The following is a 20,396-nucleotide window of genomic DNA, read 5'->3' as shown; positions in this document are numbered from 1 at the left end:
CATGCGAGCAGTCGGACAAAACGATAAAAAACAGGCCGGTCGTGGGTGTCTGGCCCTCGGCCGCGGAGCCGCCGCGCTGGCCTGTTGCGCCGTTCTGGCCGGCTGCGCCGGGCCCGACGCGTCCCGGCACCCGTCCAGCCAGGCCGGCCCCGGCGCGCCCCGCCCCGCGTCCCACCATGCCGGCCCCGACGCGAGCCGCCGCGATTCCGGACAGGGTGGTCCCGCACAGGGCCTGACTCCCCAGGCCCGCCAGGCCGCCGAACACGCCCGCCTGGTCGCCGCGGCCAGACGCTGGCGGCTGGCGCAGGTCCCGCTGACGCCGCCCCCGCCCCCCGAGCGGAAACCGGAGATCACCGCGCGGGCCGGCTTCGAGGTGAAGCACCAGGAGGACTGGGACCTGCCGCCGGTCTTCACCACGATCCCCACCGAGCAGAAGATCGTCTTCCTCACCATCGACGACGGCTCGGAGAAGGACCCGGAGTTCCTGCGGATGATGCAGGACCTGAAGATCCCGTACACCGCGTTCCTCAGCAACTACCTGGTCAAGGACGACTACGGCTACTTCCGGACGATGCAGTCCTACGGCCACACCCTCAACAACCACACCCTGCACCACCCGTACCTGCCGGGTCTGTCCTACGAGCAGCAGAAGACCGAGATCTGCGACATGCAGGACATCATGGAGAAGCAGTTCGGCAGGCGCCCGACGGTCTTCCGCCCTCCTTACGGCAACTACAACCAGGACACCCTGCGCGCCGCCAGGTCCTGCGGCATCAGGTACGCGCCGATCTGGAACGAGGAGGTCTACGTCGACCACTGGGAGTACCGCGAGGACGACCAGAAGCTCCACCGCGGCGACATCGTCCTCACCCACTTCCGCGGCCGCTCCGACTGGAACGGCACGATGGTCGACGACATGCGCCGCTTCCTGGACAAGGTCACGCGCGAGGGCTACGCCGTCGCCCGCCTGGAGGACTACCTGTGAGGCGGGCCGCGGGGCACCGAAGAGCGGGATCCGGGCGGCGCCGCCCCGGCCGGTACTCCGTCGCGCTGCTCGCCTCGGTCCTCCTCCTCACCGGCTGCGCCCAGTCCGTCGACCCCATCGAACGCCTCGGCAGAAAGGCCGCCGAGGAAGTGCACCCGCACGGACCCGGCCCCGACCAGGCCTACCGCCGCTGGGGCCTGACCGAGCCCCTCGCCCGCCCGCCCCTGCACCCCGCCGACCCCCTCGCCCTCTCCCCGCAGGCCGGGGGCCGGGCCCTGCCCCGCGTCGTGGACCACGTCCCCACACACGACCGGGTCGTGTTCCTCACCTACGACGACGGCGCCGAGAAGGACCCCCGCTTCGTCGACATGGTCCGCGAACTCCGGCTGCCGGTCAGCATGTTCCTCACCGACAGCATCGTCGGCCCCGACTACGGCCACTTCGCCCGCCTGCACGGGCTCGGCGCCGGCATCCAGAACCACACCCTCGACCACCGCGCGCTCTCCGGCCTGCCGTACGCCGGACAGCGCGCCGAGATCTGCGGCCAGCAGAACCGCCTCCGCTCCCGCCTGGGCGTCCACCCCCGCCTCTTCCGCCCGCCGTACGGCTCGTACGACCCCACCACCCTGCGCGCGGCGGCCCACTGCGGCATCGCCACGATCGTCCTCTGGCGCGCCGCGATGACCCCGGCCGACCTCGTCTACACCCACGGCGAGCACCACCTCCGCCCCGGCGACATCATCCTGGTCGGCCCGGACGAGACGACGGGCCCGAGCCTTCGGGAACGCACGGCGCAGGTACTGCGGAGGGTTCAGCAGAGGGGACTGACGGTGGGGCGGCTGGAGGACTACCTGTAGGGGGTTTCAGGTGACCGCGCACAGGGGGACTGCCGGGCCGGTATCCGCGACGCGCCGCACGGCATTGGCACTCCGCTTGACCGAGTGCTAATCGCGGTCATAGTCTCGGCTCTGGCACTCGACGCGTGAGAGTGCCAACAAAGCGACGGGCAGGTCCGGCACCCGCGACGACGGATCGACCTGGTCGCCACCTCAGACAGATAACCCCGTGAGATCTCCGAAGGGGGAGGTCGGATCGTGACGACCACCAGCTCCAAGGTTGCCATCAAGCCGCTCGAGGACCGCATCGTGGTCCAGCCGCTCGACGCCGAGCAGACCACCGCCTCTGGCCTGGTCATCCCGGACACCGCGAAGGAGAAGCCCCAGGAGGGCGCCGTCCTCGCCGTGGGCCCGGGCCGCTTCGAGAACGGCGAGCGCCTTCCGCTCGACGTCAAGGTCGGCGATGTCGTCCTCTACAGCAAGTACGGCGGCACCGAGGTGAAGTACAACGGCGAGGAGTACCTCGTCCTCTCGGCGCGCGACGTGCTCGCGATCATCGAGAAGTAATCACCTCGAGCACATTTTGCTCTTGAGCTGCGCCCCTGGCCCCCGCGACCGATAACGAAGCCGGGCGCCCGGGGCGCAGTTGTCTTTACTCCCACAGATTTCCGAGAGGGCTTCCGCTGTCATGGCGAAGATTCTGAAGTTCGACGAGGACGCCCGTCGCGCCCTTGAGCGCGGCGTCAACAAGCTGGCCGACACGGTGAAGGTGACGATCGGCCCCAAGGGCCGCAACGTCGTCATCGACAAGAAGTTCGGCGCCCCCACCATCACCAACGACGGTGTCACGATCGCCCGCGAGGTCGAGATCGAGGACCCGTACGAGAACCTCGGCGCGCAGCTGGTGAAGGAGGTGGCGACCAAGACCAACGACATCGCGGGTGACGGCACCACCACCGCCACCGTGCTGGCCCAGGCCCTGGTCCGCGAGGGTCTGAAGAACGTCGCCGCCGGTGCCTCCCCGGCCGCCCTGAAGAAGGGCATCGACGCGGCCGTCGCCGCCGTCTCCGAGGCCCTCCTGGCCTCCGCCCGTCCGATCGACGAGAAGTCCGACATCGCCGCCGTGGCCGCGCTGTCCGCCCAGGACCAGCAGGTCGGCGAGCTCATCGCCGAGGCGATGGACAAGGTCGGCAAGGACGGTGTCATCACCGTCGAGGAGTCCAACACCTTCGGTCTGGAGCTGGACTTCACCGAGGGCATGGCCTTCGACAAGGGCTACCTGTCGCCGTACTTCGTGACGGACCAGGAGCGCATGGAGGCCGTCCTCGACGACCCGTACATCCTCATCAACCAGGGCAAGATCAGCTCCATCCAGGACCTGCTGCCGCTGCTGGAGAAGGTCATCCAGGCCGGCGCCTCCAAGCCGCTGCTGATCATCGCCGAGGACGTCGAGGGCGAGGCCCTGTCGACCCTGGTCGTCAACAAGATCCGCGGCACCTTCAACGCCGTCGCGGTGAAGGCCCCCGGCTTCGGCGACCGCCGCAAGGCGATGCTGCAGGACATGGCGATCCTCACCGGCGCCACGGTCATCTCCGAGGAGGTCGGCCTCAAGCTCGACCAGGTCGGCATCGACGTGCTCGGCTCCGCCCGCCGCGTCACCGTCACCAAGGACGACACCACGATCGTCGAGGGTGCCGGCAAGCAGGAGGAGCTGACCGGCCGGGTCGCGCAGATCAAGGCCGAGATCGAGAACACCGACTCCGACTGGGACCGCGAGAAGCTCCAGGAGCGCCTCGCGAAGCTGGCCGGCGGCGTGTGCGTGATCAAGGTCGGCGCCGCCACCGAGGTGGAGCTGAAGGAGAAGAAGCACCGTCTGGAGGACGCCATCTCCGCGACCCGCGCCGCGGTCGAGGAGGGCATCGTCTCCGGTGGTGGCTCCGCCCTGGTGCACGCCTCCAAGGTCCTCGAGGGCAACCTCGACAAGGCCGGCGACGAGGCCACCGGTGTCGCGGTCGTCCGCAACGCCGTGGTCGAGCCGCTGCGCTGGATCGGCGAGAACGCCGGCCAGGAGGGCTACGTCATCGTCTCCAAGGTCAAGGACCTGGAGCAGGGGCAGGGCTACAACGCCGCCACCGGCGAGTACGGCGACCTGATCAAGGCCGGCGTCATCGACCCGGTCAAGGTCACCCGCTCCGCCCTGGAGAACGCAGCCTCCATCGCCTCCCTGCTGCTCACGACCGAGACCCTGGTCGTCGAGAAGAAGGAAGAGGAAGAGCCGGCCGCCGCGGGCCACGGCCACGGCCACGCCCACTGAGCCAAGTGCTCCTGACGAAGGCCCGGCACCCTCGCGGTGCCGGGCCTTCGCCCTGTGCGGGACGTGGTCTGTGCGGGACGTGGTGCCCCTACTGCTCCAACTCGTCCAGCGCACCCAGCTGTTGCATCAGCCCCAGCTGGTCGTGCTGCCACCACATCTCGGCGATCTTGCCGTCGTCCGTGAGGCGGAACAGGGTCAACCCGGTCATGGTGACCTGCCTCCCGGTGGGCGGGATGCCGAGAAAGTCGCCGTTGTGCGTGGCGTTCCAGGTCCACCGTGCGCAGGCCCGGTCGCCCTGGGTGAGCACGTCCTCGAGCGTGAACGTGAAGCCGAAGCCCCCGCGCCACATCCGGAACTCGCTGCGGGCGTTGTCCAGCCCGATGGTGTCCTGGGGGTTCACCGGATCGTGGCTGTGGATGTCCTCGTCCAGCAGGTCGTTGAGTGGCGGCAGTTCACCGGAGGTCTGCAGCGCCGCGAAGAACCGCCGCACCGTGTCCTCGGCCAGCCGCTCGTCCCGTACGACGTCCAGATCGATGAACGTCGGCGTCTCGTCGCAGAGGGCGACCATCCCCTGGAAGATCTTGTCGGTCTCCGGGAGATGCGAGTTCCGCATCGCCTCCTCGTACGACGGGAACTCCACCATTTCGACGATGTGCGACGCGTCCGAACGGTCCTTGCCGACCAGGGCGTGCGTCGCCGTCCGCTTCCCCTTGGTCTGCGCGACCCAGTCGTCCATGAGCCGGTTCATCTCGTCCAGCCGACTGGTCCTGCACTCGATGAGCTGTACGAAGGTCATGACGCCGCCTCCCGGCCCCCCTGGCCCGGTCTGTGTCACGCTCATTTTCGCACCGGGACGGCAGCGCCACCTGTCCGCTACCGCGGCCCGTACTTCCGCCCCGTCTTCGACGTGATGCCGCCCAGCAGCCCCCGCGGGGTGACCTTCACCAGGCCCATCAGCGCCTTGTAGCGGGGGTCGGGGATGGACAGGGACTTGCCGCGGGCCAGGTCGGCGAGGGCCGCCGCGACCAGTTTGTCGGCGTCCAGCCACATCCAGCCGGGGATGTTGTCCGTGCCCATCCCGGCCCGCTGGTGGAACTCGGTGCGCACGAAACCGGGGCACAGGGCCATCAGGCGGACGCCGCTGCCGGCGAGGTCCTTCGCCGCGCCCTGGGTGAACTGCACGACCCACGCCTTGGAAGCGCCGTAGGTGCCCCGCGGGACGAAGGCCGCCACCGAGGCGACATTGACCACTCCGCCCCTGCCCCGCTCGCGCATCGCCCCGGTCGCCGCCGAGGTCAGCCGGAGCACCGCCTCGCAGTGCACCTTGAGCATCCTCAGCTCGTCGGCCATGGGCACGTCGAGATAGCGGCCCTTGTTGCCGAACCCGGCGTTGTTGATCAGCAGGTCGACCGGGTTCTTCCGGTCGCCGAGGCGGTCGGCCACCGTCTCGATGCCCTTGTCCTCGGACAGGTCGGCGCTCAGCACCTCCACCTCGATGCCGTGCCGGTCGTGCAGTTCGGTCGCCTGTTCGCGCAGCCGTCCGGCGTCCCGCGCCACCAGGACGAGGTTGTGCCCGTCAGCCGCCAGCCGCCGCGCGAACGCGGCACCGATCCCCGCGGTCGATCCCGTAATCAGAGCCGTTGTCATGGCCCAAGGGTATTGACCCGGAGCGAGCGCGTCCGCTCCCCTCGGCCACGGGAGTTGGCCGGTGCCGGTCCCGGGCGGTGGCCCGTGGGGTGGCGTGTGGGGGGCCCTGGCGGGGGTGCGCCGGCGCGGCGTGTGCCCCGCACTGCCGCCCGGGTCCACCCGGCCGGCGGGCGTTCCGCCCTGCGCGAGGCCGACCGCCCCTCAGCCCTCCTGCCCGGACACGTAGGTGCGAGCCTTCTTCAGCGTCTCCGGGTGCAGCGCCTCGCCCGCCGCGAGCACCCGCGGCAGCAGCTCCCGCTCGGTGGTGACCGCGCGGAACTGCATCGCCGCCGTCACCCCGTGGCCCGGCCGGTGCACGATCTCGATCGGGTTGCCCGCCCGTATCTCACCCGGTTCGATCACCCGGAGGTAGGCACCCGTTGCGCCCTTCTGTGTGAACCTCTTGACCCAGCCGCGCTCGCCCATATGGCCCTGGAACGTACGGCACGGGATACGACCCGAGGTCACCTCCAGGACCACCCCGGAACCGATCCGCCAGCGCTCGCCGATCAGCGCCCCGGAGACGTCCAGACCGTCCGTCGTCAGGTTCTCCCCGAAACATCCGTTGGCCAGCGACCGTCCGAGTTCGCGCTCCCAGTCGTCGAGATCCTCGCGCGCGAACGCGTACACCGCCTGGTCGTCCCCGCCGTGATGGCGCAGCTCGCACACCGCGTCCCCGGCCAGCCCGCTCCCGCCGACCCCCTTGGGACCCGGCGCCGCCACCCGCACCGGCCCGTCGGCCGGCTTCTTGTCGATGCCCGTCACGCCCTCCGCCTGGTCCGTGTACGGCACCGGCTGCGGACGGCCCAGATTGACCGAGAGAAGCTTCATGAGCGCACGCTACGCGACCCCACCTCAAAGCGTCGAGCGAATATCACGCCTCATCCCCAAGTTACCCTTATGCTCGAAGGGTGATAGAGGCCCGTCATCTTCGCGTCCTGCGTGCCGTCGCCGCCACCGGTTCCTTCTCGGCGGCGGGGCGCGAACTCGGCTGCACCCAGCCCGCCGTCAGCCAGCAGATGAAGGCCCTGGAGACCTCGGTCGGCACCCCGCTGCTGGTCCGCAGCGGCCGCGAGATGCGGCTGACCCAGGCCGGGGAGGCCCTCGTCAGGCACGCCTCCGGCATCCTCGCGGGGCTCACCGCGGCCGAGGAGGAGGTCGCCGCCATCGCGGGCCTGCGGGCCGGCCGGGTCCGGCTGGTTTCCTTCCCCAGCGGCAGCTCCACCCTGGTCCCCACCGCCCTGGCCGCCCTGCGCGCCGCCCACCCCGGCACCCGCGTCTCCCTGGAGGAGGCCGAGCCGCCGAGGTCCGTCGAGCTGCTCCGCGAGGGTGACTGCGACCTGGCCCTGGCCTTCCGCTACGAGGGGGCGGCCGTCGCCGAGGACTGGGACGACCTGGTCGTACGACCCGTGCTGACGGACCGCCTGGTGGCGCTGGTGCCCGAGCGGCACCGCCTCGCGCGCGCGGAGAGCGTCGCCATCGGCGAGCTGGCCCAGGAGCCCTGGATCGCGGGCTGCCCGCGCTGCCGCGGCCAGCTGGTCGAGGTGTGCGAGGGGGCCGGTTTCACCCCGCGCATCGACTTCGCCACGGACGACTATCCGGCGGTGGTCGGCCTGGTCGGCGCGGGCCTGGGCGTCGCCGTCCTGCCCCAGCTGGCGGTGGAGTCGGTACGGCCCAGGGGCGTGCGCACGGTACGGCTGGAACCGGCGGTACGGCGCGAGATCGTCGCCCTCACCCTGCCCGACCTGGCCCAGGTGCCGGCCGTGGCGGCGACGCTGGAGCAGCTGGCCCGAGCGACGGGGCGCGGCCAGGCCCGCGAATAGGCGCCCCGGGGCCGGGCGCCGGCAGAGTCAAGGGCACGCGCGTGGTGAAGCGGCGTGCCCTGGTGGGTGGAGCGCGCCCAGCGGGCTCTTGATGCTGAAACGTTCCTTCAGTGGTTCGGGGCGGTGTCCGCTCCGGTGGCCGAAGCGGTCACCAGGCGGTTGCGCGCGCGCCCCATCAACTCCTCGCGCTCGTCCTCGGTCAGGCCGCCCCAGACGCCGTACGGCTCGCGCACCGCCAGCGCGTGCGCCGCGCACTCCGCGCGGACCGGGCACCTCATGCAGACCTCCTTGGCCGAGTTCTCGCGAGCGCTCCGAGCCGCCCCGCGCTCGCCCTCGGGGTGGAAGAAGAGCGAGCTGTCCACGCCGCGGCAGGCAGCCAGCAGCTGCCAGTCCCACAGGTCCGCGTTCGGTCCGGGAAGGCGGGAGAAATCTGCCATTACGTGACCCCTTGTAGCCGTTCTGAGCGGATACGGTGCCAACGACCGTACATCTCCGGTCTAAGGAGATGAAAATATGACTCATTGCGAATCTAGCCTCGGACACCTCGAAACGGGAAGAAAAGCGGCCAAAAGGGGCATAGTTGTGATGAAAACTTGTGGGTCCGTTGTTCATGTCTGCACCGTGTCGAGGCCCTCACGTAGAGTGCCGAAGACGGCACGTAGCCCCGTAACTCTTTCGAGTGACCGTCGTTGAGAGTGCGGAGGCGGTTGAAAACAGAAGCGCTCGGGCAGGCGTCCGAGACGGTCGACCGCACAGGTGACGATTCCGTACCAGCCTGGAGGCTCAAGGTGACGCGCATCAGCTGCGGAGGGCGGTCATGACATCCGTCCTCGTCTGCGACGACTCCCCGCTTGCCCGAGAAGCGCTCCGCCGCGCGGTCGCGACCGTGCCCGGTGTCGAGCGTGTGACGACGGCGGCCAACGGCGAGGAAGTCCTCCGCCGCTGGGGCGCCGACCGCTCCGACCTCATCCTGATGGACGTGCGCATGCCCGGCCTGGGCGGCGTGGAAACCGTGCGCCGGCTGCTGTCCGCCGACCCCGGCGCGCGGATCATCATGCTCACGGTCGCCGAGGACCTGGACGGCGTGGCCCTCGCGGTCGCCGCCGGCGCCCGGGGCTACCTGCACAAGGACGCCTCGCGCGCGGAGCTGCGCGCGACGGTGACGCAGGCCCTCGCCGACCCGACCTGGCGACTGGCCCCGCGTCGGCTCCGCTCGGCCGAGATGGGCGCCGCGCCCACGCTCACCGCGCGCGAGATCCAGGTCCTGGAGGGCATGAGCCACGGCCGTTCCAACGCCGAGATCGGCCGCGAGCTCTTCCTCTCCGAGGACACCGTCAAGACGCACGCGCGGCGCCTGTTCAAGAAGCTCGGTGCCTCGGACCGGGCCCACGCGGTGGCGCTCGGCTTCCGCTGGGGACTGGTCCGGTAGACCGTGCCCAGCCCTGCGGGGCGGGGCCGGCCCGGCGCCGGGCGCGACTCATGGAGCCGGACGCGTGTCGCCTCCCTGGCGGCAGCGGGATGCGTCACCGGGCCCTCGGGGAGCCCCCGGTCCGACCGCCGACCCGAACGCGACGCATGTACGGCACCGCGCCGCGCTCAGGCGCCGGAGGACCGTGCCCTGGCCCTGCCCGGCGCCGGACCACCGCGCTCTTCGGCGGTGCGATCGGCCCCGGGCCGCATCGGCGCGCCCTCGCGGCACGCACGCGTGCACGGAGCCGCCCTGCGGCACCGCCGCCGTACGGGTGTGTTCTGCCCGGCCTTGCGGCGCGTGGCGGTGGCATGGACCGACCCGCATGCGGGACGTGGACGTGCGGCACGCACGCGTGCACGGAGCCGCCCTGCGGCACCGCCGCCGTACGGGCGCGTTCTGCTGGGCCCTGCGGTGCGTGGTGTCGGTGGCATGGACCGATCCCATGCGGGATGTGGACGGCCGCCGGTGTGTGGCATGGGTGGCGGCACTCCTCGGTTCTGCTGCCGTACGGGCGTGGCGCGCCCGATCCTGTGGTGCGTGGCGGTGGCATGGTCCGGTCGCGCATGCGGGACACATGGGCGCCCGCCGGTGCGTGGTGTGGGCGATCGCCGCTGCGTGGGTGGGCGGCAGCGCTCCTCGGCTCAGCTGCCGTACCGGTGCGGCGCGCCCAGCCCTGCGGTGCGTGGCATGGATTACCGCCCTGCGGGGGCCTGGCGCCCACGCGTGTGCGGACGAGCAGCCCATGCGGGACGGGGCTCCCACGCGGAGCACGATCGCCCATGCGAGCGTCATGCGTGGTGCGGACGGCCGACCGTCGGCGGAGCCGGTGTCGTACCCGCGTGTCCCGGGCTGTTCGAGGAGTCGGGGAGGTGGGGTGACATGCCCTGGCGGGGGTTCCGGTTGGCCGTGGAGAGGGCCGTGAGGTGTGGTCGCGGGGTGGACCCGGTCACATTCGGGGAGCCGCGCGGCAGGCGGTCGGCCGGGTGGCCGGCCGGGTGTGCGAGTGGAGGTCCACGTCGTCGTCGGCCGTGGTCGGCGGCGCCCGGGGAGGTGCGGGGCGTCCCCCGCCTACGACTCCACGGGGCGGGTGGGCGGGTGGTGCGCAAGGCGGCCCGCCGGACGCGCGCTGCTCGTTTCGGCGCGGATGCCGCATCCTTGAGGTGTGGAGTCTCTCGGGGACGAGTCGGTCGAGCGGAAGGGGAGGGCGCAGGAGATGAGTGCCGGCGCGCCTGCTCATAACGCTTCGGTGCACAACCACGAGCACAATGCGACGGACCGGACGGCCACAAGGCACGATGGACCGATGCGCGACGACGAGGCGGGCACGGCCCATGGGGCGATCGGTGCGCTCGTCCATCGCGCCGTCGACGGGGACGAGCAGGCCACGCACGATCTGCTCGCCCATGTCCACCCGCTGGCGCTGCGCTACTGCCGGACCCGGCTGTCCCGGCTGCCCGGCGACGCGCGTCACTTCGTCGAGGACCTCGCCCAGGAGGTCTGCGTCGCGGTCCTGCTGGCGCTGCCCCGCTACCGCGACACCGGCCGCCCCTTCGAGGCGTTCGTCTTCGCCATCGCCTCCCACAAGGTCGCCGACCTGCAGCGGGCCGCGATGCGCCACCCCGGGTCGACCGCGGTGCCGTCCGACGAGATGCCCGAGCGGCCGGACGACTCCCTCGGCCCCGAGGAGCGCGCCCTGCTCAGCAGCGACGCCGAGTGGGCCAAGAAGCTGCTGGCCAACCTGCCCGAGAACCAGCGCGAACTGCTCCTGCTGCGCATCGCCGTGGGCTTGACCGCGGAGGAGACGGGGCAGATGTTGGGAATGTCACCCGGCGCGGTCCGGGTCGCCCAGCACCGGGCGTTGAGCCGCCTGCGCGCGCTCGCCGAGCAGTAACACCCTTGTCCGGAGCCTCCGCAGCTCCCTTTGTTGAACAGGCATGCTTCCGCTTCCGTACGAACATACGAAGCCTGAAGTCACCCCGTACCGTGGAATTTGCTAGCGATGCTTCCCGTTAGCATGGACATCCGCACCGATCAAGGCCATTTGGGGAAGGTGTCATGACTGCAAACGTCGACGGAGTGCCCGGTAAGTTCGCGACACTCGGGCTGACCTACGACGACGTGCTGCTGCTGCCGGGTGCATCCGAGGTGCTCCCCAACGCGGTCGACACCTCGTCCCGCATCTCCCGCAACGTCCGGGTGAACATCCCGCTGCTGTCGGCGGCGATGGACAAGGTGACCGAGTCCCGCATGGCGATCGCGATGGCCCGGCTCGGCGGTGTCGGCGTGCTGCACCGCAACCTGTCCGTCGAGGACCAGGTCAACCAGGTCGACCTGGTGAAGCGGTCGGAGTCCGGGATGGTCACCGACCCGATCACGGTGCATCCAGAGGCGACGCTCGGCGAGGCGGACGCCCTGTGCGCGAAGTTCCGCATCAGCGGTGTTCCGGTCACCGATCCGGCCGGCAAGCTGCTCGGCATCGTGACCAACCGCGACATGGCCTTCGAGAGCGACCGCAGCCGCCGCGTGCACGAGGTCATGACCCCGATGCCGCTGGTCACCGGCAAGGTCGGCATCTCCGGCCCGGAGGCCATGGAGCTGCTGCGCAAGCACAAGATCGAGAAGCTGCCGCTGGTCGACGACGAGGGCGTCCTGAAGGGCCTGATCACGGTCAAGGACTTCGTCAAGGCCGAGCAGTACCCCAACGCCGCCAAGGACGCCGAGGGCCGGCTGCTCGTCGGCGCCGCGGTCGGCGCCAGCCCGGAGGCGCTGGAGCGTGCCCAGGCGCTCGCCGAGGCCGGTGTGGACTTCCTGGTCGTGGACACCTCGCACGGCCACAACAGCAACGCGCTGAGCTGGATGTCGAAGATCAAGTCCAGCGTGTCCGTCGATGTGATCGGCGGCAACGTCGCCACCCGCGACGGCGCCCAGGCGCTGATCGACGCGGGTGTGGACGGCATCAAGGTGGGCGTGGGCCCGGGCTCCATCTGCACCACCCGCGTGGTCGCCGGCATCGGCGTCCCGCAGGTCACCGCCATCTACGAGGCATCCCTCGCGGCCCGTCCCGCCGGTATCCCGCTGATCGGCGACGGCGGCCTGCAGTACTCCGGTGACATCGGCAAGGCGCTGGCCGCCGGCGCCGACACGGTGATGCTGGGCAGCCTCCTCGCCGGCTGCGAGGAGTCGCCGGGCGAGCTGCTCTTCATCAACGGCAAGCAGTTCAAGTCGTACCGCGGCATGGGTTCGCTGGGCGCCATGCAGTCCCGCGGCCAGGGCAGGTCGTACTCGAAGGACCGCTACTTCCAGGCCGACGTGACCGCCGACGAGAAGCTCGTGCCGGAGGGCGTCGAGGGCCAGGTGCCCTACCGCGGCCCGCTCGCCAACGTCCTGCACCAGCTCGTCGGCGGCCTGCGCCAGACCATGGGCTACGTCGGCGCCGCCACGATCGAGGAGATGGAGTCCAAGGGCCGCTTCGTACGGATCACGTCGGCGGGCCTGAAGGAGAGCCACCCGCACGACATCCAGATGACGGTCGAGGCGCCGAACTACAGCGGTCAGGGCTGAAACGGCGTCCCCACGCGCGCGTGACGGACATCGACGGCGGCTCCGGAATCCCCGGGGCCGCCGTTGTCGTACCTGCGGAGGGCTTCTGTCGTACCCGTCGGCGATACTGGAAGGCGCTGCAACGCATAGGGAAAGGCCTACAGACGTGACTGAGATCGAGATCGGGCGCGGCAAGCGCGGCCGCCGGGCGTACGCCTTCGACGACATCGCCGTCGTCCCCAGCCGCCGTACGCGGGACCCGAAGGAGGTCTCGATCGCCTGGCAGATCGACGCCTACCGCTTCGAGCTGCCCTTCCTGGCCGCCCCCATGGACTCCGTCGTCTCCCCGGCCACCGCGATCCGCATCGGCGAGCTGGGCGGCCTCGGTGTGCTCAACCTCGAGGGTCTGTGGACGCGGTACGAGGACCCGCAGCCGCTGCTGGACGAGGTCGCCGAGCTGCCGGCCGAGCAGGCGACCCGCCGCCTGCAGGAGATCTACACGGCTCCCATCAAGGAGGAGCTGATCGGCGCGCGCATCAAGGAGGTGCGCGACTCCGGCGTGGTCACGGCGGCCGCGCTCTCCCCGCAGCGCACCGCCCAGTTCTCCAAGGCGGTCGTGGACGCGGGTGTGGACATCTTCGTCATCCGCGGTACGACGGTCTCGGCGGAGCACGTCTCGTCCTCGCACGAGCCGCTGAACCTGAAGCAGTTCATCTACGAGCTGGACGTCCCGGTGATCGTCGGCGGCTGTGCCACCTACACCGCGGCCCTGCACCTGATGCGCACCGGCGCGGCCGGCGTCCTGGTCGGCTTCGGCGGCGGCGCCGCCCACACCACGCGCAACGTGCTGGGCATCCAGGTCCCGATGGCGACGGCGGTCGCGGACGTGGCGGCGGCCCGCCGTGACTACATGGACGAGTCCGGCGGCCGGTACGTGCACGTGATCGCGGACGGCGGTGTCGGCTGGTCCGGCGACCTGCCCAAGGCGATCGCCTGCGGCGCCGACGCGGTGATGATGGGCTCCCCGCTGGCCCGCGCCACGGACGCGCCCGGCAAGGGCCACCACTGGGGCATGGAGGCGGTCAACGAGGAGCTGCCCCGCGGCCAGAAGGTCGACCTGGGCACCGTCGGCACCATCGAGGAGATCCTCACCGGCCCGTCCCACACCCCGGACGGCTCGATGAACTTCTTCGGCGCCCTGCGCCGCGCGATGGCCACGACCGGCTACAGCGAGCTGAAGGAGTTCCAGCGGGTCGAGGTGACCGTCGCGGACAGCCAGCACCGCCGCTGACGCGGACGACGTACAGGGCCCGGCCACCGAGGAGGTGGCCGGGCCCTGCCGCTTGCGGGAAGCGTTACGCGGCGGCCTTCCTGGTGCCGGAGAACGCGGCGAACCCGGCGATGCCGAAGAAGAGGAAGGTCAGCGGGTCGGCGTCCTTCTTCCAGGCTTCCTGGACCAGGCCGAGGTGATCGAAGAAGACCTCGGAGAAGCCCGCGTGTACATAGTCGGCGATGATCATGGCCTCGCCGACCAGCTGGCCGACGTAGACCGAGCCGAGCGCGAGGACGGCGGCGACCACCGGCAGGGCAGGGTTGCGGCCACCAGCCTTGCCCGCCGCGACACCCACGACGAAGCCGACGCCGACGGCCGCGTAGCCGATCTCGTGCTTGGTGGCGCCGATGATGACGCCGTAGAGAGCCGCGGCGGCCACGGCGGCGACGACCGCGGCGACCAGCCCGAGGACGAGGTTGTTCTGGCCCGGTGCGGGCGGCGCGGGCGGGGCGAAAGCGCCGGGCTGGGGAACGGGGGCGCCCGCCTGGGGCGGGTACGGCGCGCCGGCCGCGGCCTGCTGCGCGTACGGGTTGCCGTCGACCGGACCGGGCTGCGGCGACTGCGGCGGTGGAGCTGACTGGCTCATGACAGGAATCCCCCCGATGTGAAGCACGACTGAAGACGGAAAACGGAAAACGGAAAACCCCCGGCACACGCGTGTGCGGCGAGTCCGGGGGAGATTAACAGCCGGGGACGACAACGCCCCAGGCTGTTTTCCGTTCGTGACCGGCTCAGAGCCGGTGCGCCGCCCCCGTGGGGGTGGCCCCGCGTGTGTCCAGCAGCAACTGGGCCTTCACCGACAGCCCCTGCAGGTCGTAGGTGCGGTGCTGCTGGAGCAGGATCGTCAGGTCGGCGTCGGCGGCGGCCTCGTAGAACGAGTCCGCGCGCGGGACCGGCCGGTCCAGGACGTTCCACGCGGGCACGTACGGGTCGTGATAGCTCACCGAGGCGCCCAGTTCCATCAGCCGGATCGCGATCTCCTGGGCCGGTGTGCCCTGCTGGTCGGCGAGGTCGGCCTTGTAGGTGACGCCGAGCAGCAGCACGCGCGCGCCGCGGGCGGACTTGCCGTGCTCGTTGAGAAGGGTGGCCGCGCGCTGGACGACGTACCGGGGCATCCGGCTGTTGACCTGCTGGGCGAGCTCCACCATCCGCAGGGTGCGGGTGGCGTGGCCGGTCAGGTCCTGCGCCACGCCGTGCCCGCCGACGCCCGGGCCCGGCCGGAACGCCTGGAAGCCGAAGGGCTTGGTCTCCGCGCACCGGATGACGTCCCACAGGTCGACACCCAGCTCATGGCAGAGCACGGCCATCTCGTTGACGAGCGCGATGTTGACGTGCCGGAAGTTGGTCTCCAGCAGTTGTACGGTCTCCGCCTCGCGCAGCCCACGCGCGCGTACCACCTTGTCGGTGAGCCGGCCGTAGAAGGCGGCGGCCGACTCGGTGCAGGCGGAGGTGAGGCCGCCGATGACCCTGGGGGTGTTGGCGCGGGCGTGGTCGCGGCTGCCGGGGTCGACCCGGCTGGGCGAGTAGGCGAGGTGGAAGTCGCGGCCGGCGCGCAGCCCCGAGCCCTCCTCCAGCAGGGGGCGCAGGAACTCCTCGGTCGTGCCGGGGAGCACCGGCGACTCAAGGATGACCGTGGTGTGCGGGCGCAGCTGCTCGGCGAGGGCGCGGGCGGCCGCCTCCACCTGGCCGAGGTCGAGTCCGCCGTCGGCGCCGCGCGGGGTCGGCGCGCAGATCACCGCCGTGCGCACCCGGCCGAGCTGGGCCGGGTCGGTGCCGGGCCGGAACCCTCCGGAGTGCATCCGGCGCAGCTCGGCGGGGCTGAGCGAGCCCGCCTCGGGGCCGGTGGCGTAACCGATGGTGGGGATGCCTGCCGCGACAGCGGTCTGGGCGAGCGGCAAGCCGTAGGGGCCGAGTCCGATGACGGCGAGGTCTGCGGGCATGGCGTGGGGCGTCCTTCCCGATAGCCGAAGCGGGACAGGCACGCAACCGCTGTGAACAGGATCAGCGCGTGCAATGTCAGACTAGGTACACATATGACTGTTATGTGTGATTCTGTTCGTGTGTCTTCCGACGGTTGCGTGCGAGTTGTCCACAGGTTGGGAACGCGCGGTGGCTCAAGTCGGGCAAGCCGGTCAGAATTTGGGCAGGAGGAGGGGAGTAGCCGGGCTTCGCCCACCGGGGTGCGGCCCACGCGAGCGAGTCTGCGACAGCGGGAGGCAGCGTGAGGACAGCGACTCTGGGGCCGACGCAGCGCGCCGAGGCGCTGGCGGCGATGGCGGAGCGGGAGCTGGACGTGCTGGTGATCGGCGGCGGAGTCGTCGGCGCGGGCACCGCGCTGGACGCTGTCACGCGCGGACTGTCCACCGGTCTGGTCGAGGCCCGCGACTGGGCGTCCGGCACCTCCAGCCGGTCCAGCAAGCTGATCCACGGCGGTCTGCGCTATCTGGAGATGCTCGACTTCGCGCTCGTCCGCGAGGCCCTGAAGGAGCGCGGACTGCTCCTGGAGCGGCTCGCCCCGCACCTGGTCAGGCCGGTGCCGTTCCTGTACCCGCTGCAGCACAAGGGCTGGGAGCGGCTCTACGCCGGCTCGGGCGTCGCGCTCTACGACGCGATGTCCATGGCCCGAGGCCACGGCCGGGGCCTGCCCCTGCACCGCCATCTGACCCACCGTCAGGCCCTCCGCGTCGCCCCCTGCCTGAAGAAGGACGCCCTGGTCGGCGCCCTGCAGTACTACGACGCCCAGATGGACGACGCCCGCTTCGTGGCCACCCTGGTGCGCACGGCGGCGTCCTACGGCGCGAAGGTGGCCAACCGCGCGCGCGTGACCGGGTTCCTGCGCGAGGGCGAGCGAGTGGTCGGCGCCCGGGTGCAGGACGTGGAGGGCGGCGGGGAGTACGAGATCCACGCCCAGCAGATCGTCAACGCGACCGGGGTGTGGACCGACGACACACAGGCCATGGTGGGGGAGCGGGGCCAGTTCCACGTCCGCGCCTCCAAGGGCATCCACCTCGTCGTGCCCAAGGACCGCATCCACTCCACCACCGGCCTGATCCTGCGCACCGAGAAGTCCGTCCTGTTCGTCATCCCCTGGGGCCGGCACTGGATCGTCGGCACCACCGACACCGACTGGAACCTCGACAAGGCCCACCCGGCCGCGTCCAGCGCCGACATCGACTACCTGCTGGAGCACGTCAACTCGGTGCTCGCGGTGCCGCTCGGCCGCGACGACGTGCAGGGCGTGTACGCCGGTCTGCGCCCGCTGCTCGCCGGGGAGTCCGACGCCACCAGCAAGCTGTCCCGGGAGCACACGGTCGCTCATCCGGCACCGGGACTCGTGGTCGTGGCGGGCGGCAAGTACACCACCTACCGCGTGATGGCGAAGGACGCGGTCGACGAGGCGGTGCACGGCCTGGACATGCGGGTCGCCGACAGTGTGACCGAGGAGACCCCGCTGCTGGGCGCGGAGGGCTACCAGGCACTGTGGAACGCGCGGGCCCGCACAGCCGCCCGCGCCGGGCTCCACGTGGCCCGTGTGGAGCACCTGCTGAACCGGTACGGCTCGCTGGCCGAGGAGGTCCTGGACCTCATCACCGCCGACCCCGGCCTGGGCGAGCCGCTGCAGGCGGCCGACGACTATCTGCGCGCCGAGGTGGTGTACGCCGCCTCGCACGAGGGCGCCCGGCACCTGGACGACGTCCTCACCCGCCGCACCCGCATCTCCATCGAGACCTTCGACCGGGGCACCCGCAGCGCCCGGGAGGCGGCCGAACTGATGGCACCGGTCCTCGGCTGGGACAAGGACCAGGTCGAGCGCGAGGTCGAGCACTACGAGAAGCGGGTGGAGGCCGAGCGCGAGTCCCAGCGCCAGCCCGACGACCTGACGGCGGACGCGGCGAGGCTGGGAGCGCCGGACATTGTCCCGCTCACATGACGGGGCGCGGCTGAAACCGGCGCGAGCGGGTGCCCGGCGGCAGCCGAACGCCCGTCACCCCCGGCGAAACCAGGCGCATTTCATCGAAACCGGTGCACCGGCTCCCGCCCGCGGCGAAGGGCCCCCTGGGCGTTGGCCACTTGTCGAGTGAGAGACAATGGAGGCTCTGTCAGGGCGGGTGGTATGAGGGGACGCATGTCGGAGGCGGAGCGGGCGGGCACATCTCGTCAGGGGACTCGTCAGGACCGGAGCGAGCGTCGTCTCCTCGCCGGGCGGTACCGGCTGGGAGACGTGCTGGGCCGCGGCGGCATGGGCACGGTCTGGCGCGCCGAGGACGAGACCCTGGGCCGGACGGTCGCCGTCAAGGAACTGCGGTTCCCGTCGAACATCGACGAGGAGGAGAAGCGGCGGCTGATCACGCGCACCCTGCGCGAGGCCAAGGCCATCGCCCGGATCCGCAACAACAGCGCGGTGACGGTCTTCGACGTGGTCGACGAGGACGACCGGCCCTGGATCGTCATGGAGTTGGTGGAGGGCAAGTCCCTCGCCGAGGCCATCCGCGAGGACGGCCTGCTGGAACCGAAGCGCGCCGCCGAGGTGGGGCTCGCCGTCCTCGACGTGCTGCGCTCCGCGCACCGCGAGGGCATCCTGCACCGGGACGTGAAGCCGTCGAACGTGCTCATCGCCGAGGACGGCCGGGTCGTGCTCACCGACTTCGGCATCGCGCAGGTCGAGGGCGACCCGTCCATCACCTCCACCGGCATGCTCGTCGGCGCCCCCTCCTACATCTCCCCCGAGCGCGCCCGCGGCCACAAGCCGGGGCCGGCGGCCGACCTGTGGTCGCTCGGCGGCCTGCTGTACGCGGCGGTCGAGGGCGTGCCCCCGTACGACAAGGGCTCGGCGATCGCCACCCTCACCGCGGTGATGACCGAGCCCCTGGAGGAGCCCAAGAACGCGGGCCCGCTCAAGGACGTCATCTACGGCCTGCTCACCAAGGACCCGGCCGAGCGGCTCGACGACGCGAGCGCCCGGGCCATGCTCAACGCCGTGATCCACCGGCCCGAGCCGGAGCCGATGGACGCCACGCGGGTGGTGCCGCTGCCGCCGCAGCCGGGCTCGTCCGAGGGCAGGCGGGGCGAGGAGGCCGGGGAGAAGCTGCGCGGCGCGCTGCGTTCGGTCCGCAAGGCGGCCGGGGCGGCGACGGCAGCCGCGTCCGCCCGGACGAAGAGCGGTGGCGACACGGCCGCGCCGGGCGCCGGTGAAGCCACGGGTGCGAGCGGTGCCGCCGCCGGCGGGTCACGTCCCGCCGCCCAGGGCGGGGCTCGGCCGGCCACCTCCGGTGGAGCACGGCCGGCCACCTCCGGTGGGGCTCGGCCCGCTTCCGCCACGGGGTCCGGCGCCGGATCCGCCGGCAGACAGGCGGGTCCTGCCGTCGGCGCCTCCGGCCCCTCGGGTGCCTCCGGCGTGCCGGACTCCAGCGCGAACAAGCCGAGTTCGGGCTGGCCCGTGGTGCCACCGCCGGACCTGGACCTGCGGACGCGGCAGGTGCCGAGGGCGCCGCTGACCGATGTCGTGCCCAAGCGCACGCTGGTGATCATCGCGGTCGTCGTCGCCCTCGCCGTGCTCGGCACGGTCCTGGCCATCGCCCTGAGCGGCGGCGGCAAGGACGGCAAGAGCGGCGGGGCCAGGGCGGCGGCGAGTACCAGTGCGTCCACCAAGCAGGACAAGGGTGACAAGAGCACCGGCAGCGGGGCGCGGGCGGATGGGTCGGGCCCGTCGTCGTCCGGGACCGGTTCCGCCTCGGGCACCGCCGTCGACACCGGCGCGTCCACCGACGACTCGGGTTCGGCCGACTCCGGCAAGTCCGGTGCCAAGAACGGCGGGAGCGCGCCCGTGGTCTCGACCCGCAAGGGCGGCCAGGGCTACTCGATCGGGCTGCCCAAGGGCTGGTCGTACCAGTCCACCGGCGCCGCGGGCGACCGCTACACCGGTCCCGACGGGCAGAAGCTGCTCATCGGCTGGACCAGCAGCCCCAAGAGCGACCCGGTGGCTGACTGGGAGAACCAGGAGCGCTACATGGTGCGTTCCCAGTACCACAAGATCCGGATAGAGAAGGTCGACTACCGCAGCTGGAACACGGCCGACTGGGAGTTCACCTATGCCGACGGCGGCACCAAGTACCGCACCATCGACCGTGGGTTCGTGGTCAACGGCCATCTCGGTTACGGACTGATGTACACAGCGAAGGCCGCGAACTGGGACAGCGGGTTGCGCAAGGACACCTGGAAGACGCTCACGGCCTCCTTCGAGCCCAAGGCGTAGGAGCCTGGCCCCGGTTCGGGGCGTGAGAATCCGTCATCCACTCGGTGCGGGTTGCCTCCGGCACGTATCGTGAATGGTTGCAGACCGTACGCAGCCGGAAGTGTGTGCGAAACGGGTCGCGAGGCGAACGGATGTGACCGACCGGGCGGCCGGGG

At 71.3% G+C, this 20,396-nt stretch carries 17 protein-coding genes; 11 read left to right on the top strand and 6 right to left on the bottom strand.

Annotated elements, in window-relative coordinates; translation table 11 throughout:
* Position 1 precedes the first annotated feature (1 nt).
* From SRB17_RS16405 to groL, 4 genes are all read left to right on the top strand, one after another.
* Positions 2-985, top strand: a complete 984-nt coding sequence (locus tag SRB17_RS16405; RefSeq protein WP_153539214.1) for a polysaccharide deacetylase family protein — start codon at positions 2-4, stop codon at positions 983-985.
* Between the two features lie 65 nt (positions 986-1,050).
* Positions 1,051-1,842 (top strand): polysaccharide deacetylase family protein, encoded by a 792-nt coding sequence (locus SRB17_RS16400; protein ID WP_194294044.1) that lies wholly within the window; start codon positions 1,051-1,053, stop codon positions 1,840-1,842.
* 237 nt (positions 1,843-2,079) lie between these two features.
* Positions 2,080-2,388, top strand: coding sequence for a co-chaperone GroES (groES, locus tag SRB17_RS16395; protein WP_020132158.1), 309 nt, complete (start codon positions 2,080-2,082; stop codon positions 2,386-2,388).
* Positions 2,389-2,509: 121 nt separating this feature from the next.
* Positions 2,510-4,135 carry a chaperonin GroEL gene (gene groL / locus SRB17_RS16390; protein ID WP_153539212.1) on the top strand — a complete coding sequence of 542 codons (1,626 nt, stop codon included), beginning with the start codon at positions 2,510-2,512 and terminating at the stop codon, positions 4,133-4,135.
* An 88-nt stretch (positions 4,136-4,223) separates the two neighbouring features.
* Here groL and SRB17_RS16385 read toward each other — a convergent pair whose 3' ends face one another.
* The 3 genes from SRB17_RS16385 to SRB17_RS16375 all read right to left on the bottom strand — a co-directional run bounded on the left by SRB17_RS16385 (position 4,224) and on the right by SRB17_RS16375 (position 6,652).
* Positions 4,224-4,931 carry an ester cyclase gene (locus SRB17_RS16385; protein WP_153539210.1) on the bottom strand — a complete coding sequence of 236 codons (708 nt, stop codon included), beginning with the start codon at positions 4,929-4,931 and terminating at the stop codon, positions 4,224-4,226.
* A gap of 77 nt (positions 4,932-5,008) precedes the next feature.
* Positions 5,009-5,782: an SDR family NAD(P)-dependent oxidoreductase gene (locus SRB17_RS16380; protein ID WP_153539208.1), complete on the bottom strand. Its 774-nt coding sequence runs from the start codon at positions 5,780-5,782 to the stop codon at positions 5,009-5,011.
* Between the two features lie 201 nt (positions 5,783-5,983).
* On the bottom strand, positions 5,984-6,652 hold the full coding sequence (locus SRB17_RS16375; protein WP_153539206.1) for an MOSC domain-containing protein: 669 nt from the start codon (positions 6,650-6,652) through the stop codon (positions 5,984-5,986).
* A gap of 80 nt (positions 6,653-6,732) precedes the next feature.
* Between SRB17_RS16375 and SRB17_RS16370 the strand changes: the two genes are divergently transcribed.
* Positions 6,733-7,644 carry a LysR family transcriptional regulator gene (locus tag SRB17_RS16370; protein WP_323375673.1) on the top strand — a complete coding sequence of 304 codons (912 nt, stop codon included), beginning with the start codon at positions 6,733-6,735 and terminating at the stop codon, positions 7,642-7,644.
* 107 nt (positions 7,645-7,751) lie between these two features.
* Here the strand turns inward: SRB17_RS16370 and SRB17_RS16365 are convergent, their stop codons facing one another.
* A complete protein-coding gene (locus SRB17_RS16365) occupies positions 7,752-8,081 on the bottom strand; it encodes a WhiB family transcriptional regulator (protein ID WP_153539204.1) in 330 nt (109 codons plus the stop codon).
* Positions 8,082-8,461: 380 nt separating this feature from the next.
* Between SRB17_RS16365 and SRB17_RS16360 the strand changes: the two genes are divergently transcribed.
* The 4 genes from SRB17_RS16360 to SRB17_RS16345 all read left to right on the top strand — a co-directional run bounded on the left by SRB17_RS16360 (position 8,462) and on the right by SRB17_RS16345 (position 13,946).
* Positions 8,462-9,073, top strand: a complete 612-nt coding sequence (locus SRB17_RS16360) for a response regulator transcription factor (protein ID WP_003948568.1) — start codon at positions 8,462-8,464, stop codon at positions 9,071-9,073.
* Positions 9,074-10,418: 1,345 nt separating this feature from the next.
* Complete coding sequence (locus tag SRB17_RS16355; RefSeq protein WP_030641278.1) at positions 10,419-11,006, top strand: sigma-70 family RNA polymerase sigma factor; 588 nt, start codon at positions 10,419-10,421, stop codon at positions 11,004-11,006.
* 164 nt (positions 11,007-11,170) lie between these two features.
* Entirely contained in the window at positions 11,171-12,676 is a 1,506-nt protein-coding gene (guaB, locus tag SRB17_RS16350) for an IMP dehydrogenase (RefSeq protein ID WP_153539202.1), read from the top strand.
* 145 nt (positions 12,677-12,821) lie between these two features.
* Complete coding sequence (locus SRB17_RS16345) at positions 12,822-13,946, top strand: GuaB3 family IMP dehydrogenase-related protein (RefSeq protein ID WP_323375671.1); 1,125 nt, start codon at positions 12,822-12,824, stop codon at positions 13,944-13,946.
* 64 nt (positions 13,947-14,010) lie between these two features.
* Here the strand turns inward: SRB17_RS16345 and SRB17_RS16340 are convergent, their stop codons facing one another.
* Together SRB17_RS16340 and SRB17_RS16335 are read right to left on the bottom strand one after the other, a co-directional pair.
* The gene (locus tag SRB17_RS16340) at positions 14,011-14,574 is read right to left on the bottom strand and encodes a hypothetical protein (RefSeq protein ID WP_153539198.1); all 564 of its coding nucleotides are present in this window, start codon (positions 14,572-14,574) and stop codon (positions 14,011-14,013) included.
* A gap of 145 nt (positions 14,575-14,719) precedes the next feature.
* Positions 14,720-15,928 (bottom strand): nucleotide sugar dehydrogenase, encoded by a 1,209-nt coding sequence (locus tag SRB17_RS16335; protein WP_153539195.1) that lies wholly within the window; start codon positions 15,926-15,928, stop codon positions 14,720-14,722.
* A 281-nt stretch (positions 15,929-16,209) separates the two neighbouring features.
* On the opposite strand from SRB17_RS16335, the gene SRB17_RS16330 reads away from it, so the two are divergent.
* Together SRB17_RS16330 and SRB17_RS16325 are read left to right on the top strand one after the other, a co-directional pair.
* Positions 16,210-17,919: a glycerol-3-phosphate dehydrogenase/oxidase gene (locus tag SRB17_RS16330; RefSeq protein ID WP_323375670.1), complete on the top strand. Its 1,710-nt coding sequence runs from the start codon at positions 16,210-16,212 to the stop codon at positions 17,917-17,919.
* Between the two features lie 195 nt (positions 17,920-18,114).
* Complete coding sequence (locus tag SRB17_RS16325) at positions 18,115-20,241, top strand: protein kinase domain-containing protein (RefSeq protein WP_153539193.1); 2,127 nt, start codon at positions 18,115-18,117, stop codon at positions 20,239-20,241.
* Positions 20,242-20,396 lie beyond the last annotated feature (155 nt).

It is taken from the genome of Streptomyces sp. RB17, assembly GCF_009604455.1.
Taxonomy (GTDB): domain Bacteria; phylum Actinomycetota; class Actinomycetes; order Streptomycetales; family Streptomycetaceae; genus Streptomyces.
The sequence above is the reverse complement of the archived record's forward strand: the minus strand, read 5'-3'. Positions and strand labels throughout refer to the sequence as shown.

Coding starts and splice junctions, on each gene's coding strand:
- SRB17_RS16380 (WP_153539208.1), bottom strand. CDS start 5,782: ATGACAACGGCTCTGATTACGGGATCGACCGCGGGGATCGGTGCCGCG.
- SRB17_RS16340 (WP_153539198.1), bottom strand. CDS start 14,574: ATGAGCCAGTCAGCTCCACCGCCGCAGTCGCCGCAGCCCGGTCCGGTC.
- SRB17_RS16355 (WP_030641278.1), top strand. CDS start 10,419: ATGCGCGACGACGAGGCGGGCACGGCCCATGGGGCGATCGGTGCGCTC.
- guaB (WP_153539202.1), top strand. CDS start 11,171: ATGACTGCAAACGTCGACGGAGTGCCCGGTAAGTTCGCGACACTCGGG.
- SRB17_RS16385 (WP_153539210.1), bottom strand. CDS start 4,931: ATGACCTTCGTACAGCTCATCGAGTGCAGGACCAGTCGGCTGGACGAG.
- groL (WP_153539212.1), top strand. CDS start 2,510: ATGGCGAAGATTCTGAAGTTCGACGAGGACGCCCGTCGCGCCCTTGAG.
- SRB17_RS16360 (WP_003948568.1), top strand. CDS start 8,462: ATGACATCCGTCCTCGTCTGCGACGACTCCCCGCTTGCCCGAGAAGCG.
- SRB17_RS16335 (WP_153539195.1), bottom strand. CDS start 15,928: ATGCCCGCAGACCTCGCCGTCATCGGACTCGGCCCCTACGGCTTGCCG.
- SRB17_RS16405 (WP_153539214.1), top strand. CDS start 2: ATGCGAGCAGTCGGACAAAACGATAAAAAACAGGCCGGTCGTGGGTGT.
- SRB17_RS16365 (WP_153539204.1), bottom strand. CDS start 8,081: ATGGCAGATTTCTCCCGCCTTCCCGGACCGAACGCGGACCTGTGGGAC.
- SRB17_RS16375 (WP_153539206.1), bottom strand. CDS start 6,652: ATGAAGCTTCTCTCGGTCAATCTGGGCCGTCCGCAGCCGGTGCCGTAC.
- SRB17_RS16325 (WP_153539193.1), top strand. CDS start 18,115: ATGTCGGAGGCGGAGCGGGCGGGCACATCTCGTCAGGGGACTCGTCAG.